This window comes from Caballeronia terrestris (genome assembly GCF_001544515.1).
GTDB classification, from domain to species: domain Bacteria; phylum Pseudomonadota; class Gammaproteobacteria; order Burkholderiales; family Burkholderiaceae; genus Caballeronia; species Caballeronia terrestris.
In genome coordinates, this window is record NZ_FCOL02000015.1 from 27,739 (window position 1) to 51,831 (window position 24,093).

Sequence of the window (24,093 nt, forward strand, 5' to 3'; positions counted from 1 at the left end):
GCTCAGATGGATGTCGATGTCTCTGCATGCGCTGCGTTCGCCGCGCGATACGCAAAGGCGATGATCGGTCCAAGCGTGCCGCCGCCCGCCCAATACGCGCGCGCCGACGCCGATGCGACGCAATTGCCCACGCCATACAGCCCCTTGATCGGCGTACCGCTTACATCGAGCACCTGTCCGTGCGAATTGGTCTTCGGGCCGCCCTTCGTATCGAGATTGCCGGCGACGATCAGCGCCGCGTAATAAGGCCCCTTCGGGCTCAACGGATACATCGTTTCGTTCTTCTGGTCCGCCTTCTTGCTGACGGGACCGTTGAACAGCTTTTCGACGATGCGCTCGCCCCGATGAAAGTCCGCATCCGCGCCGGTCTTGGCGAAGCCGCTGAAGCGCTTGATCGTTGCGTCGAGATTGCGCAGGAAGTCGTCGCTGAGATCCATCCTGCCGACCGCGCTCTTGTGTTTCGCAAGTCGTTCTCGAATCGCGGCGGCAAGCTCTGGCAACGTGTTTCCACGCAACACGTGCCGGTCATTCGATCCCTTCGGCACGATGAGGCTGCCGTAGTCGTCACTCGCGCAGTGGTCCTGCGCCTGCTGGTCCCAGATCGAGATCAGCGCGAGATTCGGATACTCGCCCTTCGCGCCGTCCCATTGCGAGAACGTCGCGCAGACCTCGTTGTATGCGAGCTTTTCGTTGACGACGCGCTTACCGTACTTGTTCACATAGATCATCGAGTCGCCCGTCGGCGTGAAGATGCCGGAAAGCGAGCCGTCTTTCGCGATCGCCTTGTCGAGCGAGATCGGCGCCATCCACGAGTAGTTCATGTTGCGCAGCTGCACGTCGAGCGCGCTGGAAATGCGCACGAAGTCGCCTTCGTTGGTCGGTGCCGCGCAGCCGCCGTACACAGCGCCGTGCAGGAAGTTCTTGCGCAGTTCGGGATCGTGCGTGAAGCCCCCTGTCGCGAATACGACCGCCTTTTTCACGCGCGCGCGAAAGAGCGTGCCCTCCTCGGTCTGCGCCTCGACGCCGATCACGGCGCCCTTGCCATCGACCAGCACCTTCTGCACGCGATAACCCGTGCGTATGTCGATACCGTCGCGTCGCGCGGCTGTGCTCAGCGTGCGGATCGCAACGCGCCCGCCATCCGACATGCTCGGCAAACCGTCCTTCGGGAACAACACGCGGCCACGTGGCGCCTTGTCTTCGGGCAATTCGGCCCAGTAGTCGGGCACCGATCCTTCGTGGCGATACGGCAGTGCGCCCTTGCTCGCGAGCAGCTCGGCCGCGGGCGATGCGCTGTCGTAGATCGCCTCGCACATCTCGTACTCCCAGTCCGAAAGACCGAGCTTCGGCAGCGACGGATCGTATTGCTCGGGCCGCGAAAGGCGCGCGACGTACCGCAGATAATCCGCCTTCGGATCGGCGATGCCGGCGCGCCGCATTGGCTCGTTGTTCGGCACCCAGTACCAGAACGCGGCCTTCGCCGCCGTGCCGCCGACGCTGCCCGCCTTTTCGAGGATCGCCACGCGGTTGCCGAGCCAGCGCGAGAAGAGCGCGCACGGCAGGCCGCCGCCTCCGCCGCCGCACACGACGATGTCGTACTCCGCGTCGAACTTGAGTTCGCTGGCGGCCTTGGCGGACAGCGTCACCGCGCCGAACGCGGCCGCCGCGGTGCCCGCGCCCGCGGCCTTGATGAAATTGCGCCGCGATGCGGTTGGGTGTTTCTTGTCGTCGATCATGTTCGTCTCCTGAGATTTCATATGCGGTCGATGCAAGGCGCGGCGCTCACCAGTAGTGCCACGCCTGCACCAGAATTCCGTTGGTGAGCGCTGTATTGCGGCCCGACACCGAGTGCTGGTATTGAATGGAAAGCTGGTCGTACATCTTCTGATGCAGGAACGGCAGGCTGTTCGGCTTGAACTGGAACAGCACGCCCGCGCCGACCGTCGTCTCGCGGCTCGCGCTGTTCGGCACCGCCGTGAGGGCGGTCTGGTTGAAAGTGCCGCCGCTCGTTTGATGATCGAAGGCGAAGAAGGGAATCGCGAACGGGTTGTCGGGCGGAGAGATGCTGTAGCCGACACGCAGATTCAGATGGAACGTGTTGCCAGGGCTCAGATCGTCCTGGCCCGAGCGCAGCGTGCGTCCGCGCAGGATGCCGCCGACCAGCAGATCGACGTTCACGTGGCCGTACCAGTCGTCGTAGAACACCGAAGGCCAGAACGACCACGTATTCGTCGATACGCTGTTCTGCCCGATCGGCACTTGCACGTACGCTTGAAAACCGAGTGTCGTCGCGGGCGCGGGGTTGTACCAGACGAGGCCGCCGAGCAGCGGATCGCCGATACCGCTCGCTGAAAACTGCGAACCTTGCGAGCGGATTTCCGGCACCGTGATGCTCGCGTTGAAACCCACGTGCGGCAGCGACGGCAGCTTCCAGTAGTGGATGAATGTCGAGAGTCCGACAAAGGTGTTCGTGCCCGGCCCGTCGATCTGGTTGCCGTGTGAATCAAACGCGCGGCCCTCGTGATTCCATCCGAGGTTCTGGCCGAAGGAATCGTATGAGCCTTCGAAGTCGGAACTGAACTGCCAGGTCTGAGGGCGGTCTGTTGCGAACGGAATGCCCGCTGCGTGCGCCGTGTTCGCGGGCTGCATCGCGCACGTTGCGCTGATCATGGCGAACGTCAGCGTTTCGCGTCGCAGTCTCAGCGGTCGTTTGATCCTTCCCATCGTCGTCTCCGTATTCTGGTGTGATGGGCCACACCGTACGGCGACGCAATCAACGGGTCTTTCATGTTTCGCGGATTACAGATTCCTGCCGCATGACGCGGCATCAGGGTGAACACTAGGCTGAAAATTACGCACGGCGCGTTCGCAAACGACGACCCATTGGAGCGCCGCAGCGTGGCTATACTCATGAAAAATGCATCATCCAAGCGATCGGAGACGACAAGTGAAGGCGACACCCCAGCCATCCACCCACAGGCGAATCGACGGATTCAGCGCGGTATCCGGCGCTCCCGGACTCGAATACTGCATCTCCGGCGGAGCGCCCTACACGTTCGAAGTAGAAGACGCACCCGACATGATCTGCCTGCTGCTCGGCACGATCGTTTCGGAGACGCGTTACGACGGCGGCCCCGCGCTCCCCTTCACGTTTCAGGCGGAGACAGCGGCGTTCCATGCGCGCGGCGGCAGCATGCGGATCGAGGCGCAGCAGGTTCGGAACGGCTTCGTCGCGTTTCGGTATCTCGACGCGTTTCAGCGCAATGCAAGCGCGACGCGCCGCATGGACAGCCGCAGCAACCTCGGCGCCGATGCGATTCGTCATCTGGTGCGCTATGCGCGTCTGAAAGTGCCGGCCGATAGCGCTCCTCCCGTGGACCCGTGGGAGATACAGTGCCTCGCGACACTCGCCTGGATCGAAACGACGCGGCATCTGGAGACCACCGCCGACAAGCGCACGCGCGGCATTTCCGATGCCGAGTTTTTGCGGCTCGAACAGTACGTGACGGCCAACATCGAGGAGAGCCTGAACTGCGCGGAGATCGCGGCGACGCTCGACTTGCCGGTGCGCGTGGTCTTCGAAGGCGTGAAGGCACGCACCGGATATTCGCTTTATCGCTTCGTGCTGGAGAAACGGATCGACGCGGCGGCGCAACTGCTGCGCGCGACCGATTTGCCGCTTTGCGATATCGCGGCAGCGTGCGGATTCTCGTCACAGCAGCACATGACGGCGCTGTTCTCCGCGCGAATCGGGACGACGCCGCTGCGCTTCAGGAAGAATGCGCAGTAGCGTCGCTTAGTTGCTGCTGCCGGTAGGCGTCGAGAGCTTCCGCATCGCTTCGTCGACCGCCTTTTTCATGCTGAGCGTATGGCGCCCTGACTCGGCGGATAGTCCTGCAGGCTCTTCAAATGCGCCTGCAGAAACGGCACGCCCGCCGTGGGCGCCCACAACTTCTGCGCGACGAACTTGCGGCCGATATAGCCCCATTCCGGCGACTCGGGGTCCATTTTCTCCTGCGGGTCCATCAGCAGGTTGAAGACATATGGCACGCTCGGATAGGTCTTCTCGTTGAACCAGCTACCGTCCTTCTTGATGCCGATGTGCATCTTCCACGCATCGACGCGGATCGCCATCAGGTCGGTTTCGTCGTAGTAGAAAAATTCGCGTCGCGCTGATTTATCCGTTTTTCCCGCCTCCGCCGCCGTACTCGAAAGGAAGTGCCGCCATACGACATCAGACTCAGCCGTCACCGATTGCGTCTCTCCGACGCCGGATGGTTCCGACAATCCATCTCAATCGCGCTGATCGTTTCAACTTGCTGCGGAACGCAAGAGCGCTCTTCAGAAACGGTAGTGCACGCCTCCCTGTTTTTCAAAGTTAGATACGTGAAAGATGTAGCGGCGCCTGATCGATGATTCTTCTACTTGTGACGATAGGACACGCCGGGCGACTGATCGCTCGGAACGTATGATGAATGTCCCGATCAACGACCTGCTTGGCCCATCAGAGCGCAAACGTGCGCGGCCGTGCCGGTCGCTAATCCTTCGAGACTGTAGCCACCTTCGAGAATCGAAACGATCCTTCCTTGACAAGTCGACTCCGCGATCCGCATCAGTTCCAGCGTGATCCACTGAAAGTCGTCGTCCTCGAGATTGAGGCCCGCGAGCGGGTCCAGCCGATGCGCATCGAACCCGGCGGAAATGATGATGAGTTCAGGATCGAACGCGCGAACGGCGGGCAGCATGTCGGCTTCGATCCTTGAACGGAAGAGTTCGGAATCGCAGCCCGGCGGCAACGGCACGTTGACGATGTTATGGCTCACACCGGTTTCGGATGCTTTGCCCGTGCCGGGATACAAAGGCGACTGATGGCTCGATGCATACAAAAGCTCCGGCCGGTTATAGAAAGCCGCCTGCGTGCCATTGCCATGATGAACATCGAAGTCGACGACCGCGACGCGCTCCAGCTTGTGCACGTCGTAGGCATATGCGGCGGCGATCGCAGCCTGATTGAAGATGCAGAACCCCATCGCCCGCGCCGGTTCCGCATGATGGCCGCACGGACGCGTCGCGCAGAACGCATTGCGCGCATCGCCGTTCATGACGGCATCGACGCTCGCGCAAGCCGCGCCCACGCAGCGCATCACGGCTTCCCACGATCCCGGCGACATCACCGTATCGCCGCCGTCGAGCGGCACGTAGCCGCGCTGCGGCGCGATTTCCGCGACCTGATCGATGAAGTCGCGATCGTGGATCAACTCGAGTTGTTCGAGCGTGCCCATCGGCGCCTCACGCCATTCGAGCGCCGCGAACGATGGCGTCCGCAACGCGCTCAGCACCGTTTTCAAGCGCTCCGGCGATTCCGGATGGCCAGGCCCCGGACGGTGTTCCAGACAGGCAGCGTGGGTATAGACGAGGGTAGTGGTCATCGGCGGTTGTGGTTATCGGTGCCGGAATGCGGCGCATGGCAAGCTTAGTGCCATGCGCGCATCCGGAACAATCAGAGATTCTTTGCCGCATCATAGGGTGATCGTTATGGACCGCCGCTGAGCCGAGCGCGCTATTGAAACCCGGCGATCGCATGCGGTACATACGGCGCTTCGAGCCGCGCGATTTCCTCCGCCGACAAATTCAGCGAAAGCGCCGCGACCGCATCGGTCAGATGCGCAGGCTTCGATGCACCGATGATCGGCGTCGTCACCGCGTCCTTTTGCGCGACCCATGCGAGCGCGACCTGCGCGCGCGGCACGCCGCGTTCCGCTGCGACGGCAGCCACCGCTTCTATCACCGCGCGATCCGCATCGAGCGATGCTGCGTAGAGACCGCTGCCGAAGTCGTCGGTCTGCTGGCGCTCGGTGGTCTCGTTCCAGTCGCGCGTCAGGCGTCCTCGTGCAAGCGGGCTCCAAGGCATCACGCCGATCCCCATGTCCTTGCACAGCGGCAGCATCTCGCGCTCTTCCTCGCGATACAGCAGGTTCAGGTGGTTCTGCATCGTGACGAACGAAGCCCAGCCGCGTTCACGCGAGACATAGAGCGCCTTGCTGAACTGCCACGCGTACATCGACGACGCTCCGATATAACGCGCCTTGCCCGCCTTCACGACATCGTGCAGCGCCTCGAGCGTTTCCTCGATCGGCGTGCCGTAATCCCAGCGATGAATCTGATAAAGATCGACGTAATCCGTGCCGAGGCGCCGCAAGCTGTTGTCGATCTCGTTGAAGATCGCCTTGCGCGAGAGGCCCGCGCCGTTCGGTCCCGGACGCATCCGGTTGAACACCTTGGTCGCGATCACGAGGTCGTCGCGCTTGGCGAAATCGCGCAGCGCGCGGCCGACGATTTCTTCCGACGAGCCATCCGAATAGGTGTTCGCGGTATCGAAGAAATTGATGCCCGCTTCCAGCGCCTGTTTGATCAGCGGCCGGCTGCGGTCTTCGTCGAGCGTCCACGGATGCTTGCCGCGCGCCGGGTCGCCGTAGGTCATGCATCCGAGACAGAGGCGCGACACGTCGAGTCCGGTCGAGCCAAGCTTCACATAGTCCATGCATCTGCTCCTTTTACAAAGGTCGCCGGCGGCTGCCTGACAGCGGCGCCATCTTCATGACAGGCAGCCTTCGGAGCGGCGGGGAGATGTCATCATAGCCGCCAGTAGCAATGCCCGCCGAAGCCCTTTTGCCCGCGACGCCCGCGCTGTTGATAACATAACGGCACTCTCCTAAAGCACGCCTTCAGCCGCATCGCATCAGCCCGACATGAGCGAACTACCCCGCCGCATCGCGCACCTCGACATGGATGCGTTCTTCGCTTCCGTCGAATTGCTACGGTACCCCGAGTTGCGCGGGCAGGCGGTCGTGGTCGGTGGCGGCCACCGGTCGGAGCCGACCGTCGACGAGCACGGCAAACGCCACTTCGTCAGGTTGCGCGAGTACGCGGGCCGTGGCGTCGTGACGACCTCGACCTACGAGGCCCGCAAGCTCGGCGTATTCTCGGCGATGGGCATGATGAAGGCGGCGCAACTCGCGCCCGACGCGATCCTGCTGCCGAGCAATTTCGATTCTTATCGACACTACTCCGAGCTCTTCAAGAGCGCCGTCGCGACGATCGCGCCGCGCATCGAGAATCGCGGCATCGACGAAATTTATATCGATCTGACCGACGTGCCCGGCGAGACGCGCACGCTCGCCCAGCGCATCAAGCGCGTGGTCGCGGACACGACGGGCCTCTCGTGCTCGATCGCGGTCGCGCCCAACAAGCTGCTCGCGAAGATCGGCTCCGAACTCGACAAGCCCGACGGCCTGACTCTCCTCACCTTCGACGACCTTCAGACGCGCATCTGGCCGCTGCCCGCGAAGAAGGTGAACGGCATCGGGCCGAAAGCGAACGACCGGCTCGCGGCGCTCGGCATCCACACCGTCGGCGATATCGCCGCAGCCGATCCCGCGTTGCTTCAGCAGCAGTTCGGCCTGAGCTACGCGACCTGGCTTACGCGCATCGCCGCGGGCATCGACGATCGGGAGATCGAGACGTCGTCGGTGCCGCGCTCGAAATCGCGCGAGACGACATTTTCACGCGACCTGCATCCGCGCCGCGATCGCGCGGAACTGTCGGAGCGTTTCACCGATCTGTGCGTGCGCCTTGCCGAGGATCTCGAACGGCGCCAGCTCACGTCGGCGTGCATCAGTATCAAGGTGAGGTTCAGCGACTTTCGCACGGTCACGCGCGATCACACGCTCGAAGCGGGCGTCGCGGATGCGGCGTCGATCCGGCGCGCCGCGACCGAATGTCTGAAGCGCGTTACGCTCGACCGGAGTATTCGCTTGCTAGGGGTAAAGGCGAGCGCTCTGTCGCAACAGAGCGTCGATGGGAGCGCGCCGAAGTGGGTGCAATCGGAGATGCAGTTCGACGCGTCGGGGGGAATTTGACGCGGCGTACAGCGTGATGCTGTACGTCGCAGGGAGCGTTTAGTGACTCGCTGACTCCACCGCGCCGATGCCCGTCTCCGAGCGAACCGTCTGTGCTTCGAAGCCGGCCTTGTCGATGCGTGCGCGTTCCGACTTGTCGGTCACGGAGAAGAACCAGATCCCGAAGAACCCGGCCGCCATCGAGAAGAGCGCAGGCGATGCGTACGGGAACGGCGCGCTGGCGTAATGGAACACGTCGACCCATACCGCCTTCGAGAGCACCGTCAGCACCACCGCGCACAAGAGCCCCATGAAGCCGCCGAGCGCAGCGCCTCGCGTCGTGCAGCCGCTCCACAACACTGACATGAACAGCACCGGGAAGTTGGCCGACGCGGCGACGGCAAAAGCCAGCGACACCATGAACGCGATGTTCTGCTTCTCGAACACGATGCCGAGCACCACCGCGACGATGCCAAGCACGACCGTCGTCACACGCGAGACACGCAATTCGCTAGAGCTAGTCGCGTTGCCCTTCTTGAACACGGTGGCATACAGATCGTGCGAAACCGCCGATGCCCCCGCCAGCGTCAGACCAGCGACGACCGCGAGAATCGTCGCGAACGCCACGGCCGAAATGAAGCCGAGGAACACGTTGCCGCCCACCGCGCTCGCAAGATGCACGGCCGCCATGTTCGCGCCGCCGAGCAGTTGCTTGCCGCCGGCGTCCTTGAAGATCGGGTTCGTACCGACCAGCACGATCGCGCCGAAGCCGATGATGAAGGTCAGGATGTAGAAGTAGCCGATCCAAGTCGTCGCCCAGAACACCGACTTGCGCGCTTCCTTCGCGTTGGGCACCGTGAAGAAGCGCATCAGGATGTGCGGGAGGCCAGCCGTGCCGAACATCAGCGCGATGCCGAACGAGATCGCCGAGATCGGGTCCTTGATGAAGTTGCCCGGCGCCATGATCGAATCTTTCTTGTCATGGACTTCGACCGCCTTGGCGAACAGCGCCTCGGGGCTGAAGTGGAACTGCGCGAGCACCATGAACGCCATGAACGTCGCACCCGCGAGCAGCAGGCAGGCCTTGATGATCTGCACCCAGGTGGTCGCCGTCATGCCCCCGAAGAGCACGTACACCATCATCAGCGCGCCCACGATCACGACCGCGATCCAGTATTCGAGCCCGAACAGCAGCTTGATGAGCTGCCCAGCGCCGACCATCTGCGCGATCAGGTAGAACGCGACGACTACGAGCGTGCCCGATGCGGCGAACGCGCGAATCGGCGTCTGCTTGAAACGGTACGCAGCGACGTCGGCGAACGTGAAGCGGCCGAGGTTGCGCAGGCGCTCCGCCATCAGGAACGTGATGATCGGCCAGCCGACGAGAAAGCCGATCGAGTAGATGAGGCCGTCGTAGCCGTTCGCGTAGACCGCTGCCGAGATGCCGAGAAACGACGCCGCCGACATGAAGTCGCCCGCGATCGCGAGGCCGTTCTGGAAGCCCGTGATACCGCCGCCTGCCGTGTAGAACTCGGCGGCGGACTTGGTCTTGGCCGCTGCCCACTTGGTGATGAAAAGCGTACCGATGACGAATACGACGAACATGCCGATCGCCGTCCAGTTCGTCGGCTGCTTGACGGCCTGGCCGAGGTCTCCGCCCGCGGCCATCGCACCCGCCGACAGCGTCAGCAGCGCGCCCGCAATCACGTGATGAAGCACTTTCATGCGGCCTCCCGCTTTATCTTGTCGGTCAGATCGTCGTATGTATTGTTGGCGTGACGCACATAGAGGCCCGTGATGACCACCGTGAACACGATGACGAAGAGCCCGAGCGGAATGCCGAGCGTCATGACGCCGCTGCCGAGCTTCTTCGCGAGCAGTTCCTTGTCGAAGGCGATCAAGAGAACGTATCCGTAGTACACGACTAGGACGGCCGCGGTCAGCGTCCATCCGAGCTTCGAGCGCTTGTTCACGAGTTCGTGATAGCGCGGGTTCGACTTGATCTTGCGGACGAGGTCTTCTTCCATTTTGTCTCCTGCCGTGACTCTTTCATTGTCATACGCTGCCCGGAAGACTTTCGGGCGCGGGTTGCGGGCGCCGTCTCTTCGGAAGATCCCTTGCAGCAGTTTTTGCCGCGCTGGAACAGATAACTCTCAGCGGTGCATGTCGCTACGTTAAGCATGTCCGCTTACCTGCATCTTACGCGGAGCCTTTCATTTGACCGGGGTTTACGCGTGCGCGGGTTTTCCATGAGCCGCGCCGCCGAAGCCTATTCCAGAAGGGAAAACCTCTCTCCGTTCGACCGTTCGTTTCTTCGATCGTTACTCTCGTGATAACAGTCGCGTCCCGACCGTCATTGAACCGCACGCTCGCGCTCCCTAGACTTGCCTCATGTCCTGAGCGAGAGTCCCTATGTCAAGTCAAAGTCAGACCCCGTCCCGCTGGGCCACGCGCCGTGCGGAAAAACATCGCCGGCTTGCGCGCGTTGCATCGATCGCCGATGGCATGGTACTGCCCACCGAGCGCATCGTCGATGTCCTGCAGGCGCTCGTCGCCACGGGTGACCGCGTGGTCGTCGAAGGCAACAACCAGAAGCAGGCGGATTTTCTGTCGCGTTCGCTCGCGAAGGTCGATCCGGAAGTCGTCCACGACCTGCATCTCATCATTCCGAGCGTGAGCCGCGCCGAGCATCTCGATCTCTTCGAACGCGGCATCGCGCGAAAGCTCGACTTCGCGTATGCAGGCGCGCAAAGCCTGCGCATTTCGCAGTTCCTGCAGGACGGCATCCTCGAGATCGGCGCGATCCATACCTACATCGAGCTCTATGCGCGGCTCTACGTCGATCTCACGCCGAACGTCGTGCTCTGCGCGGGGTACAAGGCCGATCGCGCGGGCAATCTCTACATGGGCCCGAGCACCGAAGATTCGCCCTCGCTCATCGAAGCCGCCGCGTTTCGCGACGGCATCGTGATCGCGCAGGTCAACGAGATCGTCGATGATCCGAAGGACCTGCCGCGCGTCGATATCCCCGGCTCGTGGGTCGATTTCGTCGTGCAGGCCGACAAGCCGTTCTTCATCGAGCCGCTCTTCACGCGCGATCCGCGCCTCATCACGCCGATCCAGGTGCTAATGGCGATGATGGCGATTCGCGGTATCTACGAGAAGCATCAGGTTCAGTCGCTCAATCACGGCATCGGCTTCAACACGGCCGCGATCGAACTGATCCTGCCGACGTATGGCGAGAAGCTCGGCCTCAAGGGCAAGATCTGCCGCCACTGGACGCTCAACCCGCATCCGACGCTGATCCCCGCGATCGAAACCGGCTGGGTCGAGAGCGTGCATTGCTTCGGCGGCGAGCTCGGCATGGAAGCGTATGTCGCCGCGCGGCCCGACATCTTCTTCACCGGCCGCGACGGCTCCATGCGCTCCAATCGCACGATGTGCCAGCTCGCGGGGCAATACGCGGTGGACATGTTCATCGGCTCGACGCTGCAAATGGATGGCGAAGGCAACTCGTCTACTGTCACGCACGGACGGCTTACCGGCTTCGGCGGCGCGCCGAACATGGGCCACGATCCGCACGGCCGTCGTCACGCGACGCCCGCATGGCTCGACCTGCTTCAAACGAGCAGCCCGCTCGAACGCGGCCGCAAGCTCGTCGTGCAGATGGTCGAGACGTTCCAGGCGGGCGGCCAGCCGACGATCGTCGAATCGATCGACGCTGTCGATGTCGGCCGCGAATCCGGCATGCCGCTCGCGCCCGTGATGATCTACGGCGACGACGTCACGCACGTGCTGACCGAGGAAGGCATCGCGTATCTCTACAAGGCGCGCTCACTCGAACATCGCAAGGAGATGATCGCGGCTGTCGCGGGCGTTACGCCGATCGGGCTGAAGAGCGACGCGAGCAAGCTCGCCGCGCTGCGCCGCGACGGCTTCGTCGCGCTGCCGGAGGACCTCGGCATCCATCGCAGCGAAGCGAGCCGGTCGCTGCTCGCCGCGAAGAGCATGGCCGATATCGTCGACTGGTCGGACGGGCTGTACGAGCCGCCCGCACGCTTTCGGAGCTGGTAATGCGCGAGAACCTCGCACTGAACGCAGCGCGGTCGCTGCGCCGCGCACCGGACTTAGCGGACCTTTTCGGCGCGCATGTGGTGGAAGCGCTGATCGACGAAGTGACGCTCGCGCCGAAGCCCGGCCTCGTCGATATCCGCAGCCGCGGCGCGCATCACGATCTCGACTGGAAGCTGATGTGCGTATCCGCGCTTGCGTTGCAGCCGACGTTCGTCGAGATGGCGCGTGCGGGCATCGAAATTGAGCCGCTGCTCGCGCTGCGCGAACATATCGGCGCGATGGGACGCATAGGTGAAGCACGCATGCTCGACGCGACCGGCGGGGTGAATACGCATCGCGGCGCGATCTGGGCGCTCGGGTTGCTCGTGACTGCAGCGGCACGCGAACCTTTGGATCTGGCGCCGCAAGCCGTCGCGGCACGCGCTGGATCGATCGCTCGCGTGCAGGATCGCCACGCGCCGGCGATCACCGGCAACAAGGGCGAGCAGGCGTGCCTCGACTACAACGTCGGCGGCGCGCGAGGACAAGCGCAAGCAGGCTTTCCGCATGTCGTGGATATCGCGCTGCCGGAACTCGTGCGTTCGCGCTCGCGTGGAGACAGCGAAACGGCCGCGCGCCTCAACGCATTGCTCGCCGTAATGGCGACGCTCGACGACACCTGCGTGCTCGCGCGCGGCGGACCGAACGCGCTCGCCGAAATGCAGCACGGAGCACGGCGCGTGCTGGAACAGGGCGGCGCGGCAGCGCTCGCGGGGCGCCGCGAATTGAAGGCCCTGGACCGGCGTCTCGTCGAACTGCACGTCTCGCCCGGTGGCGCCGCCGACCTGCTCGCCGCAGCCCTCTTTCTCGACCGGCTTCACAGCGAAGCCAATCATCAGTCGAACGCATAGGAACACACATGGAAACCATCGTCCTCGAATTCCCGGCGGGACAGCCCGCACAAGGCCGCGCGCTCGTGGGCGTCGTCGCTTCGGGAGACCTCGAAGTGCTGCTCGAAGCGAACGCGGCGAACCGCACCGTCGTGAGCGTCACGACCTCCGTCGACGGCAAGGGCCGCCTCTGGCAGGCCGTGCTCGAACGCATCTTCGGCGACGGGTCGCTGCCCGCCGCGAAGCTCGAAATCAACGACTCGGGCGCGACGCCGGGCGTCGTGCAGATGCGCATCGGGCAGGTCTTCGAACAACTCAAATCGACCGGCGGAGCGTGAAGATCATGGACACACAGCAACTGCTCGAACGCCAGAGCTTCATCGAACTCGATGCCCGCAGCCGCGCGAAAAAGCTGCTGGACGCAGACACGTACAGCGAACTGCTCGATCCGTTCCAGCGCATCACATCGCCGTGGCTCATGCGCCAGGGCATCGTGACGCAAGCCGACGACGGCATGGTGGTCGCGAAGGGCACCATCGACGGGCAGCCCGCCGTCGTGCTCGGTATCGACGGCGGATTCCAGGGCGGCAGCATGGGCGAGGTGTCGGCGGCGAAGATCGCGGGCAGCCTCGAACTCGCCGCCGAGGACAACCGCAACGGCATCCCGACGCGCGCCGTCATCCTCTTCGAAACGGGCGGCGTGCGCTTGCAGGAAGCGAATCTCGGACTCGCGGCGATCGCGGAGATTCACGCGGGCATCGTCGACTTGCGGCGCTATCAGCCGGTGATCGGCATCACGGCTGGTCCGATCGGCTGCTACGGCGGCATGTCGATCGCAGCAGGCCTGTGCAGCTACCTGATCGGCACCCGCGAAGCGCGCCTCGGCCTCAACGGCCCGGCTGTCATCGAACAGGAAGCGGGCATCGCCGAATTCGATTCACGCGACCGTCCGATGATCTGGAGCTTCACCGGCTGCGAGCAGCGGCATCGCACGGGACTCGTCGATGACTACGTCGCTGACGACGCCGACGCGATCCGTGCGGCCGTCATCGATTTGTTTCGCGCGGGGCGGCCCGAGGCATGCCGCAGCGAACGCGTCGCGGGTTTCCTGACGCGGCTTTCCGAGGTCGATCCAGGCGTGCAGGCCACGCCCGAACAGGCGGCCGCCATCTACGGCAAGGGGTTTCAGTCATGAGCACACAAGAGCTTTCGAAGCGCGGCGCAGTCTGGCTCGACGCGCTCACTTACAGCGCGCCGCTGCAGGACGGCTATCCGCCGTCGGTGCGGGTCGCCGATGCGCGGCTCGGCGACCATCCCGCGCGCTTCATCGCCGTGGTGCCCGACCCGGAGAACCCGTATCCGCGCGCACGGAGCGGCGAGGTCGGTCTCATCGAAGGATGGGAAGTGGCGCGCGCGGTGCGTGAAGTGGTCGATGCGGACAGCAAGCGAGATGAGAAGCGCGCGATCGTCGCGGTGATCGATGTGGCGAGTCAAGCATACGGACGCCGCGAGGAAGCGTACGGCATCCACCAGGCGCTCGCCGGTGCCGCCGATGCCTACGCCAGCGCGCGGCTCGCGGGTCATCCGGTGATCGGGCTGATCGTCGGGCGGGCGATGTCGGGGGCGTTTCTCGCGCATGGTTATCAGGCTAACCGATTGATCGCGCTTGCCGATCCGAAGGTCATGGTCCACGCCATGGGCAAGGAATCGGCGGCGCGGGTGACGCTGCGCTCGGTCGCCGATCTCGAAGCGTTCACGGCGCGCGTCCCGCCGATGGCCTACGACATCGACAACTACGCGTCGCTCGGGCTGCTGTGGAAGCTGTTGAGCGTAGGCAACGCCGATGCGCCCAGCAGCGCGGACCAGACTACCGTCGAGGACGCGCTGCAGGCCGCTTACGACGATATCCGCAATGATCCTTCGCGCGGTTTGGAAAGCCGGCTCGGCAGCGAGCATCGTGCGGCCTCCGCGACAGTGCGTAGAAAGTTACGGGAGCAATGGCGCTAATTCTTTTTTAAATACCGGCTCGTCAGAAGCCGCTAAATCCATCTTGCAACAAGTTGCATGGGACCAGAGTAAGCGCTAAAGCGCTGACTCTGGTCGACAACGGAGACATGAAATGATCATCTACGGAACCGCCCTGCTAGCGTTCTGCCATCTCGCAGGCCTCTTTCTCGGCGACTTGCTCGGCGTCGCCATCGGCGTGAAAACGAACGTCGGCGGCGTCGGCATCGCGATGCTGCTCCTGATTTTCCTGCGTCTTTATCTTCACAAGCGAGGCCTCCTGCCGAAGGAAACCGAAGCCGGCGTCGGCTTCTGGGGCGCGATGTACATTCCCGTCGTCGTCGCGATGGCGGCCAACCAGAACGTCGTCGCCGCGCTCAAGGGCGGCCCCGTCGCGCTGCTCTCAGCCCTCGGCGCCGCAGCAATCTGCGCGGGCTGCATCGCCGTCCTTTCCCGCACCGGTCACGACAGCACGTCGTTCGTGAACGCCCCGCACCTCGAAGAAATCTGAAGCAGGAGACCGTCATGCTGCATATGCTCGACAAGATTTTGATCCAGAACGGCCTCGTCACCGCGTTTTTCCTCGTGGGCCTCATCATGTGGGCGTCGTCGCTGATTTCGCGCAAGCTGACCTTCGGCCGCGTGCACGGCTCGGCGATCGCGATCGTGATCGGCCTCGTGCTCGCCTACATCGGCGGCGCATTCACCGGCGGGCAAAAGGGCATCGCCGATCTGCCGCTCTTTACCGGCATCGGCCTGATGGGCGGCGCGATGCTGCGCGACTTCGCGATCGTCGCGACCGCGTTCGAAGTGCAGGCCACCGAGGCGCGCAAAGCCGGCCTCATCGGCGTGGTGTCGCTCCTGCTCGGGACCGTGCTGCCGTTCATCGTCGGCGCGAGCATCGCGCATGCGTTCGGCTATACCGATGCCGTCAGCATGACGACCATCGGCGCAGGTGCGGTCACGTATATCGTGGGACCGGTGACGGGCGCGGCGATCGGCGCGAGCTCGGACGTGATCGCGCTCAGCATCGCGACGGGCCTCATCAAGGCGATCATCGTGATGATCGGCACGCCGCTCGCGGCCGGCTTCATGGGACTGAAGACGCCACGCTCCGCGATGATCTTCGGCGGACTGGCGGGCACCGTGAGCGGCGTGAGCGCGGGACTCGCCGCAACCGATCGCCGGCTCGTGCCCTACGGTGCGCTGATCGCGACGTTCCATACGGGCGTCGGCTGCCTGCTCGGGCCGTCGCTGCTGTTCTTTGCCACCAAGGCGCTGATGGGCGCTTGAAAACATGCTCGTGTCCACGTTCGACGAACCGCTTCGCCCGCATGATCTTTTGTGGGTCTCAGGGCCTGACGACATCCGTTCGATAGCGGAATTGCCGTCGTGGGCTTCGCGCGAATGGCTCTTGCAAGCGCCGGTAGTCGTGCGGCGCGAAGCGGTTAGCGAAGTTGCCGTCGTACCGGTCGGATTGCGCGGACGGGCGCGCAGCGAGCGATTTGCGGCTTACGTTTCGCATGAACGCATCGTTCGTCGCGTCACGCCCGAGGCGCTTGCCGAGGGCCGCGCGTGGCACACGAATGCAGCACTTGCGGACGTGCCCTGCGTGCAAGCACTGAGCCGCATCGCGCCCGAACTCGATCGGCTTCGCTTGACGTGGGGCATCACTGGCAGCGTCGGCTTTGCGCTGGCGAGCGGCGTCAGCACGTTGCGACAGGACAGCGATCTCGATCTACTGCTGCGTTCACCGAAGCCCTTTCCGCGCGATGAAGCCCGCTCGCTTCTCGCGTTGCTGCAAGCGTCCCCCGCGCGCATCGACATGCAGATCGACACGGGCCACGGTGGCTTCGCTCTCGCGGAGTGGGCGGGTTTAGCCGATCGCGTGCTGCTCAAGACGGCGCACGGCCCCGTGCTCGTATCCGATCCGTGGGGCACCGACGCATCATGAGCGTCCTCTTCACTTTCCCCGGCCAGGGCGCGCAACGCGCGGGCATGCTGCACGCGCTGCCCGCTCACGCCGAAACTACGCGCACACTCGGAGAAGCCAGCGACGCGCTGGGCTACGACGCCCGCTCGCTCGACGATGCCGCCACGCTCCGCTCCACCGTCGCGGTGCAGCTGTGCCTGCTGATCGCTGGCGTCGCAGAGGCTCGCGTGCTGCGCGCCCACGGCCACGAACCCGACATGGTCGCGGGATTGTCGATCGGCGCGTATCCGGCCGCCGTGATCGCAGGCGCCCTCGACTACGCCGATGCTGTGAAGCTCGTCGAATTGCGCGGCCAGTTGATGGAAACCGCGTATCCGAGCGGCTACGGCATGACGGCGATCATCGGCATGACGCAGCGGGCGATCGAACGGCTGATCGCGCAGGTGAACAGCGATGTTTTCCTCGCGAACATCAATGCGGAAACGCAGATGGTCGTCGCGGGCAGCGATGCCGCGATGCAACGCCTCTCCACGCTCGCAATCGAGCAAGGCGCGCAACGCTGCGAGCGTCTCGACGTCGCCGTTCCCTCGCATTGCGCGTTGCTCGACGCACCCGCCGCCGCGCTCGCCGATGCATTCAAAAACGTCGTCATGAAAAGGCCGCGCATCGTGTATCTGAGCAGCAGCATCGCGCGGCCGGTTTTCGATGGCGCGCGCCTCGCGACCGATCTCGCAAGCAACATGGCGCATCAAGTGCGCTGGCACGACACGATGCGGCTCGCGTGGGAACGTGACGCGCGCCTCGCGATCGAGATGCCACCCGCCAACGTGCTGACCCGCCTGACGAGCGCGACCTTCAACGAAGGCATCGCGGTAAGTTGCAGCGAGACGGCGCTGCCGGACCTCGGCGCTTTGATCGAGCGGGAACGCGCACGCTCGACTTGAACGTCAGCCGGTGCTTCGCGTGCGCAACCGGCAGACGGCCATCAACGCAAGCAGATTCGGATCGCGCTCGCGGGCGCGCAGGAAGCTGACCCCGATCGTCTGCCGCATCAGGTATTGCGGCTTGAGCGGGATGAGTTGCACCTTATCGCCGAACACACCGCGCACGCGGCCCGGCAATAGCGTATAGCCGACACCACCGCTCACCAGATTCATCAGCGAAAAGATATCGCCGACGCGCATGGTGACCTTCGGCGTGAAATCCGCGACGCGAAACGCTTCGATAAATCCGCGATACGTGACGAAGCCGTCGCCGAGCGAGACGAAGGTTTCGTCGCGGCAATCCTGCAAGTCGATGGCTTCCTGCTTCGCATACGGCGAGCCGGCAGGCGCCGCGAAAAAAATGTCGTCTTCGAAGAGCGGAATCGATTCGACTTCGGGATCGGCGTCGGGCAAGGCCATCAGCGCGGCATCGATGGCGCCTTGCTTGAGCTTGTCGAGCAGTTCGGCGTTCGAGCCGAGCGCGAGTTCGACCTGCAGCGTCGGTCGCCGCACCTTGATATCCACGACGATGCCGGGCACCGTCTGGATCGTCAGCGAATAGAGCGAGCCGATCTTCAGCCGGTCCGACGAATAGCCCGCCGCCTCGCGCGTCGCGCGGATGCCGTCGGACATCAGCGTGATCACTTCCTGCGCGACGTCGGCGAGCATCTGCGCCGCTTCCGTCGACTTGAGGTTGCGGCCTTCATGCCGGAAGAGCGCGCAGCGCACGCCCTGTTCGAGCGAATGCAACGCCCGATGCACACTGACGGTGCTCACGTTCAGCGCCTCGGCCGCCTTCGAGAGGTTGCCCGTCTCCATGAATGCGAGCAGGACTTCCAGCTTGCGAAAGGTGATCTCCTCGTCGATACGGTCGCGCATTTCGTTCCATGCAAAGGTTGAAACCGGCCATTATCGGCTCGCGGCCGAACGGGACAAAATAGCGTTAACCCCCGTTCGGGTCGAGGTCCTTCATCACGAGCCGCGCTTCCAGTCCGCCGCCTTGCCGGTTGTGCAGCGTGAGCGTGGCGTTCATCGCGAGCGTGAGCTGACGCGCGATTGCGAGGCCCAGACCCGTGCCGCCGGTGTGACGGTTGCGCGATCCTTCCAGTCGATAGAACGGCTCGAACACCGCCTCAAGCGATTCGGCCGGGATGCCCGGACCGCGATCGAGCACGGAGATCATCACCTCGCGCCCTTCCAGCCTGGCGAGCCTGATCTCGGCCTCGCCGCCAAACTTCAGCGCGTTATCGGTCAGATTGCCGACGATCCGCCGCAGCGCCTGCGGCCGCGTCACGAGCGGCGCATCGAGGCGGCCTTCCAGCGACACCGTCTTGCCCGCATCGATGTAATCGAGGACGAGGCTGTCGAAGAGAGCGTCCGGATCGATGCGGCAAGGCACTTCGGTGGCGCCATGCATCGTGCGCGCGTACGTCACGCCTTCCTTCACGAGCGTTTCCATCTCCTGCAAATCCTGCTGCAGCTTGCTACCCTGCGCGCTGTCGTCCATCACGTCGACGCGCAGGCGCATGCGCGTGATCGGCGTCTGCAAGTCGTGCGAGATTGCCGCGAGAATCTGCATGCGCTCGGTCATGTAAGTTGCGACGCGGTCCTGCATCGCGTTGAATGCCCGCGCGGCGCGTGCCACTTCGTCCGGTCCGTCTTCGGGCAGACGGTCGGCCTTGAGGTCGGGGCCGAGCGTATCGGCGGCGAGCGCGAGCTGCTTGAGCGGCCGCGTGGCGAGCCGCACCGCGAGCCAGCAGCACGCGGCGAGCACCACCAGTTGCAGCACGAGCACGAGCGGCAGCCAGCGCGAAAGCGGCGCACCCGACATCGGCCGCATGTCGATCGTCAGCGGCGAGCCGTCGGACAAGCGCAGGTGGACTTGCAGGCGCTCGGCGTCGCCGGGGATCGCGTTCACGGTCAGCGGATAGCGCTTGCCGATGCCGTCCGCGATCGATTCGGCCACCCGCGCCGAAAGCTGCGCATCGGGCGGGCCGCCGCTCTCGCCCGGTTCGAGCATGAAGCTGTAGCTGCGCCGCGCGAGCCGGGGCAGCCACTCGGCGCGCTCGGCTGGCGGCAGGTGATCGAGCAGCGCGACCGAGCTCGCGACCTCGCGCTCGATGTATCCCATCATCACGTTGGTCATCGTCTGGTCGCGCTCGGTCATCGTGAGCCAGAACGACATCGTCTGCGCAAGCGCGAGGCCGACGAACAGGATCAGCGCTAGCCTCGCGAACAGCGTGCGTGGCCAGTGGAGCAGCGAGTGCAGGTTCATCGCAGGCCTTCCTTCGGCACGACCTCGGCGGAGAACACGTAGCCTTCGCTGCGCAGCGTCTTGATGTAGCGCGGCTCGCGCGCGACATCCCGCAGACGCTGGCGCAGGCGGCTCACGAGCAGGTCGATCGAGCGGTCGAACTGATCGGCCTGACGGCCTTGCGTCAGATTGAGCAACTGGTCGCGCGTCAGCACGCGCTGCGGATGATCGAGGAAGACGCGCAGCAGCCGGTACTCCGCGCCCGAAAGCGCGACCATCGTGCCTTCGGCGTCGAGCAGATGGCGCGCGGTGGTGTCGAGCCTCCAGTCGCCGAAGCCCAGTATCTGGGCCGATTCGGTCACTTCCATGCCGGGCGGCAGCATGCGCACGCGACGCAGCACCGCGCGGATGCGCGCCAGCAGCTCGCGCACGGCAAACGGCTTGGCGAGGTAATCATCGGCGCCCATCTCCAGCCCGACGATGCGATCCGCCTCCTCGCTGCGCGCCGTGAGCATCAGAACCGGCACCGCGCGGAACCTGCCGGCGCGCAGTTCGCGACACAGCACGAGGCCGTCTTCGCCGGGCATCATGAGGTCGAGCACGATCAGATCGGGCACGGCCTGTTCGAGCGCGGCGCGCATCTGCCGGCCGTTCGCGGCGAGCGACACGCGCATGCCGTTCTTCTCGAGATAGGTGGCGAGCAACTCGCGAATGCCTCGATCGTCATCGACGATCAGAACGTGGTCAGTGGTTTCCATTCGGGATCATGCCCTTCTGCGTTTGACTTGCACCCGGCTCGGCGTAGTGAGCAGACACTGAACCGGATGCGCCAGTTCCGCCGCGATTCCGCCCGCGAGGAACGCGACGATCGACAGGAAGCGTCTCATGCGTCCTCCACCACGGAAGAACTGGCGCCATCGCCGATAGAGGCTTCGAGCGCATACGGATCCACGCCTTCGATACAGCCGAGGTTCACGCGCCAGAGCAGCGGGTTCGAACGCGTCTGGTGAAACGGATAGATGCCGCAGTGCTTGCAGAAGTAGTGCTTTGCGACGCGCGTGTTGAACTGATACAGCGTGAGCGAATCCTCGCCGCTCAAAATCTTCAGTTCGCTCGCGGCGAACGGCGGCGACATCAGCGCGCCCTTGCGGCGACACAGGCTGCAGTTGCAGCGCATCGCGGGCTCGACAGGTGTGCGCACTTCGAAAGTGACGCGCCCGCAGTGACAGGACCCCTTCAGCAATCCGGCGTTCATACGGCTCTCCTCGTTAAGCGATGTCTGCGTTATAGCGCCTATCGCGCGGCGCTTTGTATCGCAATGTATCTCGCGCCGTACGGGACACACAACATTGCACGAAAGCCCCTTTTCCGACACATCCCGGATACGAGCGGGCCTTCAAATACAGCCATGCCCACCACCGGAGGGTCATCGTGCACAACCTCATCGAAACACCGCTCGCCTTTGCGGCGGGTCTCCTCACGATCGCATCGCCCTGCATTCTTCCGATCATGCCGATCCTGCTCGGCACATCGGTCGATCGTCCGGATCGCGTGCGGCCGCTCTTCATTATCGCGGGCTTCATCCTGACCTTTGCGTCGTTTGCGATGCTGCTCGGCGCCGTCTCCAGCTCGGTGCACGTCGCGCAGCAGGCGCTGCGCAATTCCGCGATCGTGCTGCTCGCACTGTCCGGCTTCTTGCGCGTGTGGCCGCGTCCTTACGACTGGGCCGTCGCGCGCCTTCAGGAGCCGCTGCAACGCCTTTGGCCGGCTTCGCTCACGCCGGCCACCACCGGCAGCGGCAACGCGGGCGGCTTCGTGCTCGGGATGTCGCTCGGCGCGGTCTGGACGCCGTGCGCCGGACCCGTGCTCGCTTCAATTCTAGTCCTGGTCGTGAAGGCGCAGGACGCCCAGTGGTCGGGGCTGCTGCTCGCCTTGTACGCGATCGGCGCCGCCATTCCGATGCTCGCGATCATCTACGGCGGGCAGTTCATGACTCAACGCGTACGGCTCCTGGCCCGTCACGCCCATCGCATTCAGCAGGTATTCGGCGTTCTGGTGATGCTGACCGCGCTCGCCATCTACCTGCAATACGACGTCCTGGCTTACGCCTGGATTGCCTCTTTCTTCCCTGCCCTCAAAGGACTTTGACATGCTCTCCCGACTCAAGACCGTCGCTGCCGCCGCCCTCGTCGCCGCAGCCGCCGTAGCCGGCACCGCCGCACACGCAGGCCCGCTCAAGACGAGCGCACCCGCGCCGGAATTCACCGGCATCGACAAGTGGCTCAACAGCGAGCCGCTGACCTTGCAGCAGTTGCGCGGCAAGGTGGTGCTCGTCGACTTCTGGACCTACACGTGCATCAACTGCATCAACACGCTGCCTTACGTGAAAAGCTGGGACCAGAAGTACAAGGACCAGGGTCTGGTAGTGGTCGGCGTGCATACGCCCGAGTATCCATTCGAGCGCGACACCGGCAACGTCAAGACCGCGATCAAGCGCTTCGGCATCACGTATCCGGTCGCGCAGGACAACCGCTACGCGACGTGGAGCGCCTACGACAACCAGTACTGGCCCGCGTTCTATCTGATCGACAAGAAGGGACAGGTCGTCTACACGCACTTCGGCGAGGGCGATTACGCGCAGACCGAGGCGGCGATCAAAAACCTGCTGGCGCAAAAGTAGGACGGGGTTTTGTATCGCAATGTATCCACCGCTTCGCCGATACACAACATTGCAAAACCCCCGTTTTACTACACAAGCCAGATACGTCAGCGCGTTTTAATACATCAACGACGGATGACAAGCAGTTGCAGCGCAGTCGATGAAATCCGGGCGTCACATATCCACTAATCGTTTAGGAGAAGCACCATGAAAACCACCCTCGCCGCTTTGGCCTTTGCCGCTTTCGCCGTGTCCGGCTTCGCTAATGCCGCAACGACCTCGAATGCCGATCAAGCGGTCGCCGTGCAAACGCAGCAGGCCAACGCCAATCGCGCTGGCTACGCGCCGAAGACGCGCGCCGACGTGCGCCATGAACTGGTGCAGGCGCAGATGAACGGCCAGATCGCGGGCCTGCAAAACCTGTATCGCGGAAGCTAAGTCGCCGCGCGCCATCCGGACACATTCAAACTCATTCGAGGTTCATCATGATCAAGCATTTCATCGCCGCCGCTCTCATCGCCACCACGGCTGCCGCCGCCGGCTCCGCCTTCGCCAGCAGCGGCTACGGCCCCGCGGCGCACTACGACCCGTCGGCGGGCGCACCCGCGTCGCAACGCGGCCCGAGCAGTCAGACGATTGGCATCGGACACGCTGACCTTCGCGCTTCTTCCGACGCTGGCACGCAGTCGTTCGGCGGCATGTCCGATGCGACGTCGGAGTCGGGCGTGCGCTTCACGAACGATATCCGCGCGACATTCGCGCATCACTAAACCAACCGGCAAGGAGTTCATTGATGACCCGAATCGAAAAAGTGCTGTACACCGGCAAGACGCACACGACGGGCGTCGCGAAGGCGCATCGCGCAGTGCCGACGGCCGTCTCGACGTGAAGCTCTCGACGCCCGGCAAAGGCGACGGCACGAATCCCGAGCAGATGCTCGCGGCCGGCTGGTCGGCGTGTTTCATCGGCGCGATGGGGCTGGCGGCGGCGAAGCTGAAAGTCGCGCTTCCCGCCGATACCGCCGTCGACGCCGAAATCGATCTGGGCACGACCGATGGCGGTTATTTCCTGCAAGCACGGCTGAACGTGAGCCTGCCGGGTGTTACGCGCGAGGTCGCCGAGGCACTAGCGCACGCCGCGCACGAGACTTGCCCGTATTCGAAAGCGACGCGCGGCAACATTGATGTGGTGATCAACGTGGTGTGACTTCGACGCTGCGATTGCTACAAAACGGCCGGCCTCATTTTGAGGCCGGCCGTTCGCTTTTCAGGGCTACGCGCAGGCTTGAATGTCGCCTTCAGAACAGCATCAACGTCCTCCGATCCCCTCCCAATCCCTCTCCAGACATAGATACAAACCCTGAAGCGGCCTCACGACGTCGCTTTTGTGACAGATAACGACGATTGCGGATCAGCGGTT

Annotated in this window: 27 protein-coding genes and 1 pseudogene; 16 read left to right on the top strand and 12 right to left on the bottom strand. The window is 64.0% G+C overall.

Annotated elements, in window-relative coordinates; all coding sequences use genetic code 11:
* Nucleotides 1-2: 2 nt before the first annotated feature.
* Both AWB67_RS14790 and AWB67_RS14795 read right to left on the bottom strand, forming a co-directional pair.
* A complete protein-coding gene (locus AWB67_RS14790) occupies nucleotides 3-1,736 on the bottom strand; it encodes an FAD-dependent oxidoreductase (RefSeq protein WP_087657006.1) in 1,734 nt (577 codons plus the stop codon).
* Between the two features lie 46 nt (nucleotides 1,737-1,782).
* Nucleotides 1,783-2,724, bottom strand: coding sequence for a transporter (locus AWB67_RS14795; RefSeq protein ID WP_235025167.1), 942 nt, complete (start codon nucleotides 2,722-2,724; stop codon nucleotides 1,783-1,785).
* 223 nt (nucleotides 2,725-2,947) lie between these two features.
* Between AWB67_RS14795 and AWB67_RS14800 the strand changes: the two genes are divergently transcribed.
* A complete protein-coding gene (locus AWB67_RS14800) occupies nucleotides 2,948-3,790 on the top strand; it encodes a helix-turn-helix domain-containing protein (RefSeq protein WP_235025168.1) in 843 nt (280 codons plus the stop codon).
* Between the two features lie 65 nt (nucleotides 3,791-3,855).
* Here the strand turns inward: AWB67_RS14800 and AWB67_RS41435 are convergent, their stop codons facing one another.
* From AWB67_RS41435 to AWB67_RS14815, 3 genes are all read right to left on the bottom strand, one after another.
* The gene (locus AWB67_RS41435) at nucleotides 3,856-4,287 is read right to left on the bottom strand and encodes a hypothetical protein (protein WP_200822236.1); all 432 of its coding nucleotides are present in this window, start codon (nucleotides 4,285-4,287) and stop codon (nucleotides 3,856-3,858) included.
* Nucleotides 4,288-4,484: 197 nt separating this feature from the next.
* Nucleotides 4,485-5,429 carry a histone deacetylase family protein gene (locus AWB67_RS14810; RefSeq protein WP_087657008.1) on the bottom strand — a complete coding sequence of 315 codons (945 nt, stop codon included), beginning with the start codon at nucleotides 5,427-5,429 and terminating at the stop codon, nucleotides 4,485-4,487.
* Between the two features lie 131 nt (nucleotides 5,430-5,560).
* Nucleotides 5,561-6,541, bottom strand: a complete 981-nt coding sequence (locus tag AWB67_RS14815) for an aldo/keto reductase (protein ID WP_087657009.1) — start codon at nucleotides 6,539-6,541, stop codon at nucleotides 5,561-5,563.
* Nucleotides 6,542-6,749: 208 nt separating this feature from the next.
* Between AWB67_RS14815 and dinB the strand changes: the two genes are divergently transcribed.
* Entirely contained in the window at nucleotides 6,750-7,919 is a 1,170-nt protein-coding gene (gene dinB / locus AWB67_RS14820; RefSeq protein ID WP_087657010.1) for a DNA polymerase IV, read from the top strand.
* A 39-nt stretch (nucleotides 7,920-7,958) separates the two neighbouring features.
* On the opposite strand, the gene AWB67_RS14825 is transcribed toward dinB, so the two are convergent.
* Nucleotides 7,959-9,623, bottom strand: a complete 1,665-nt coding sequence (locus AWB67_RS14825) for a cation acetate symporter (RefSeq protein WP_087657011.1) — start codon at nucleotides 9,621-9,623, stop codon at nucleotides 7,959-7,961.
* Nucleotides 9,620-9,925, bottom strand: a complete 306-nt coding sequence (locus tag AWB67_RS14830; protein WP_087657012.1) for a DUF485 domain-containing protein — start codon at nucleotides 9,923-9,925, stop codon at nucleotides 9,620-9,622. Before AWB67_RS14830 ends, AWB67_RS14825 begins: the two co-directional genes overlap by 4 nt.
* A 385-nt stretch (nucleotides 9,926-10,310) precedes the next feature.
* Here AWB67_RS14830 and mdcA point away from each other — a divergent pair, with 385 nt between their 5' ends.
* The 9 genes from mdcA (at nucleotide 10,311) to mdcH (ending at nucleotide 17,722) form a co-directional block, all read left to right on the top strand.
* Nucleotides 10,311-11,972, top strand: a complete 1,662-nt coding sequence (gene mdcA, locus AWB67_RS14835; protein WP_087657013.1) for a malonate decarboxylase subunit alpha — start codon at nucleotides 10,311-10,313, stop codon at nucleotides 11,970-11,972.
* Nucleotides 11,972-12,862 carry a triphosphoribosyl-dephospho-CoA synthase gene (locus AWB67_RS14840; protein WP_087657014.1) on the top strand — a complete coding sequence of 297 codons (891 nt, stop codon included), beginning with the start codon at nucleotides 11,972-11,974 and terminating at the stop codon, nucleotides 12,860-12,862. Before mdcA ends, AWB67_RS14840 begins: the two co-directional genes overlap by 1 nt.
* Before the next feature lie 8 nt (nucleotides 12,863-12,870).
* A complete protein-coding gene (locus tag AWB67_RS14845; RefSeq protein WP_087657015.1) occupies nucleotides 12,871-13,179 on the top strand; it encodes a malonate decarboxylase subunit delta in 309 nt (102 codons plus the stop codon).
* A gap of 5 nt (nucleotides 13,180-13,184) precedes the next feature.
* Nucleotides 13,185-14,036: a biotin-independent malonate decarboxylase subunit beta gene (locus AWB67_RS14850; RefSeq protein ID WP_087657110.1), complete on the top strand. Its 852-nt coding sequence runs from the start codon at nucleotides 13,185-13,187 to the stop codon at nucleotides 14,034-14,036.
* Complete coding sequence (gene mdcE / locus AWB67_RS14855) at nucleotides 14,033-14,848, top strand: biotin-independent malonate decarboxylase subunit gamma (protein WP_087657016.1); 816 nt, start codon at nucleotides 14,033-14,035, stop codon at nucleotides 14,846-14,848. Before AWB67_RS14850 ends, mdcE begins: the two co-directional genes overlap by 4 nt.
* Nucleotides 14,849-14,960: 112 nt before the next feature.
* Nucleotides 14,961-15,356, top strand: a complete 396-nt coding sequence (madL, locus tag AWB67_RS14860) for a malonate transporter subunit MadL (RefSeq protein ID WP_087657017.1) — start codon at nucleotides 14,961-14,963, stop codon at nucleotides 15,354-15,356.
* 14 nt (nucleotides 15,357-15,370) lie between these two features.
* Complete coding sequence (madM, locus tag AWB67_RS14865; protein ID WP_087657018.1) at nucleotides 15,371-16,138, top strand: malonate transporter subunit MadM; 768 nt, start codon at nucleotides 15,371-15,373, stop codon at nucleotides 16,136-16,138.
* Nucleotides 16,139-16,142: 4 nt separating this feature from the next.
* Nucleotides 16,143-16,799 carry a malonate decarboxylase holo-ACP synthase gene (locus tag AWB67_RS14870; RefSeq protein ID WP_087657019.1) on the top strand — a complete coding sequence of 219 codons (657 nt, stop codon included), beginning with the start codon at nucleotides 16,143-16,145 and terminating at the stop codon, nucleotides 16,797-16,799.
* Nucleotides 16,796-17,722: a malonate decarboxylase subunit epsilon gene (mdcH, locus tag AWB67_RS14875; protein WP_087657020.1), complete on the top strand. Its 927-nt coding sequence runs from the start codon at nucleotides 16,796-16,798 to the stop codon at nucleotides 17,720-17,722. The genes AWB67_RS14870 and mdcH overlap by 4 nt, the downstream gene beginning before the upstream one ends.
* A gap of 3 nt (nucleotides 17,723-17,725) precedes the next feature.
* Here the strand turns inward: mdcH and AWB67_RS14880 are convergent, their stop codons facing one another.
* The 5 genes from AWB67_RS14880 to AWB67_RS14895 all read right to left on the bottom strand — a co-directional run bounded on the left by AWB67_RS14880 (nucleotide 17,726) and on the right by AWB67_RS14895 (nucleotide 21,270).
* The gene (locus tag AWB67_RS14880; protein ID WP_087657021.1) at nucleotides 17,726-18,640 is read right to left on the bottom strand and encodes a LysR family transcriptional regulator; all 915 of its coding nucleotides are present in this window, start codon (nucleotides 18,638-18,640) and stop codon (nucleotides 17,726-17,728) included.
* Between the two features lie 64 nt (nucleotides 18,641-18,704).
* Nucleotides 18,705-20,036, bottom strand: a complete 1,332-nt coding sequence (locus tag AWB67_RS14885) for a sensor histidine kinase (RefSeq protein ID WP_087657022.1) — start codon at nucleotides 20,034-20,036, stop codon at nucleotides 18,705-18,707.
* Nucleotides 20,033-20,773: a response regulator gene (locus AWB67_RS14890; RefSeq protein ID WP_087657023.1), complete on the bottom strand. Its 741-nt coding sequence runs from the start codon at nucleotides 20,771-20,773 to the stop codon at nucleotides 20,033-20,035. The genes AWB67_RS14885 and AWB67_RS14890 overlap by 4 nt, the downstream gene beginning before the upstream one ends.
* 6 nt (nucleotides 20,774-20,779) lie before the next feature.
* Nucleotides 20,780-20,902 (bottom strand): hypothetical protein, encoded by a 123-nt coding sequence (locus tag AWB67_RS43000; protein ID WP_268808015.1) that lies wholly within the window; start codon nucleotides 20,900-20,902, stop codon nucleotides 20,780-20,782.
* Nucleotides 20,899-21,270: a GFA family protein gene (locus AWB67_RS14895; RefSeq protein WP_087657024.1), complete on the bottom strand. Its 372-nt coding sequence runs from the start codon at nucleotides 21,268-21,270 to the stop codon at nucleotides 20,899-20,901. Before AWB67_RS14895 ends, AWB67_RS43000 begins: the two co-directional genes overlap by 4 nt.
* A gap of 176 nt (nucleotides 21,271-21,446) precedes the next feature.
* On the opposite strand from AWB67_RS14895, the gene AWB67_RS14900 reads away from it, so the two are divergent.
* The 5 genes and pseudogenes from AWB67_RS14900 (at nucleotide 21,447) to AWB67_RS14920 (ending at nucleotide 23,880) form a co-directional block, all read left to right on the top strand.
* On the top strand, nucleotides 21,447-22,163 hold the full coding sequence (locus AWB67_RS14900) for a cytochrome c biogenesis CcdA family protein (RefSeq protein WP_087657025.1): 717 nt from the start codon (nucleotides 21,447-21,449) through the stop codon (nucleotides 22,161-22,163).
* A gap of 1 nt (nucleotide 22,164) precedes the next feature.
* Nucleotides 22,165-22,695 (top strand): thioredoxin family protein, encoded by a 531-nt coding sequence (locus AWB67_RS14905; protein WP_087657026.1) that lies wholly within the window; start codon nucleotides 22,165-22,167, stop codon nucleotides 22,693-22,695.
* Nucleotides 22,696-22,881: 186 nt separating this feature from the next.
* Entirely contained in the window at nucleotides 22,882-23,112 is a 231-nt protein-coding gene (locus AWB67_RS14910; RefSeq protein WP_087657027.1) for a DUF4148 domain-containing protein, read from the top strand.
* 47 nt (nucleotides 23,113-23,159) lie between these two features.
* Nucleotides 23,160-23,444: a hypothetical protein gene (locus AWB67_RS14915; RefSeq protein WP_087657028.1), complete on the top strand. Its 285-nt coding sequence runs from the start codon at nucleotides 23,160-23,162 to the stop codon at nucleotides 23,442-23,444.
* A 23-nt stretch (nucleotides 23,445-23,467) separates the two neighbouring features.
* A pseudogene (locus tag AWB67_RS14920) lies at nucleotides 23,468-23,880 on the top strand (organic hydroperoxide resistance protein).
* Nucleotides 23,881-24,093: the final 213 nt, after the last annotated feature.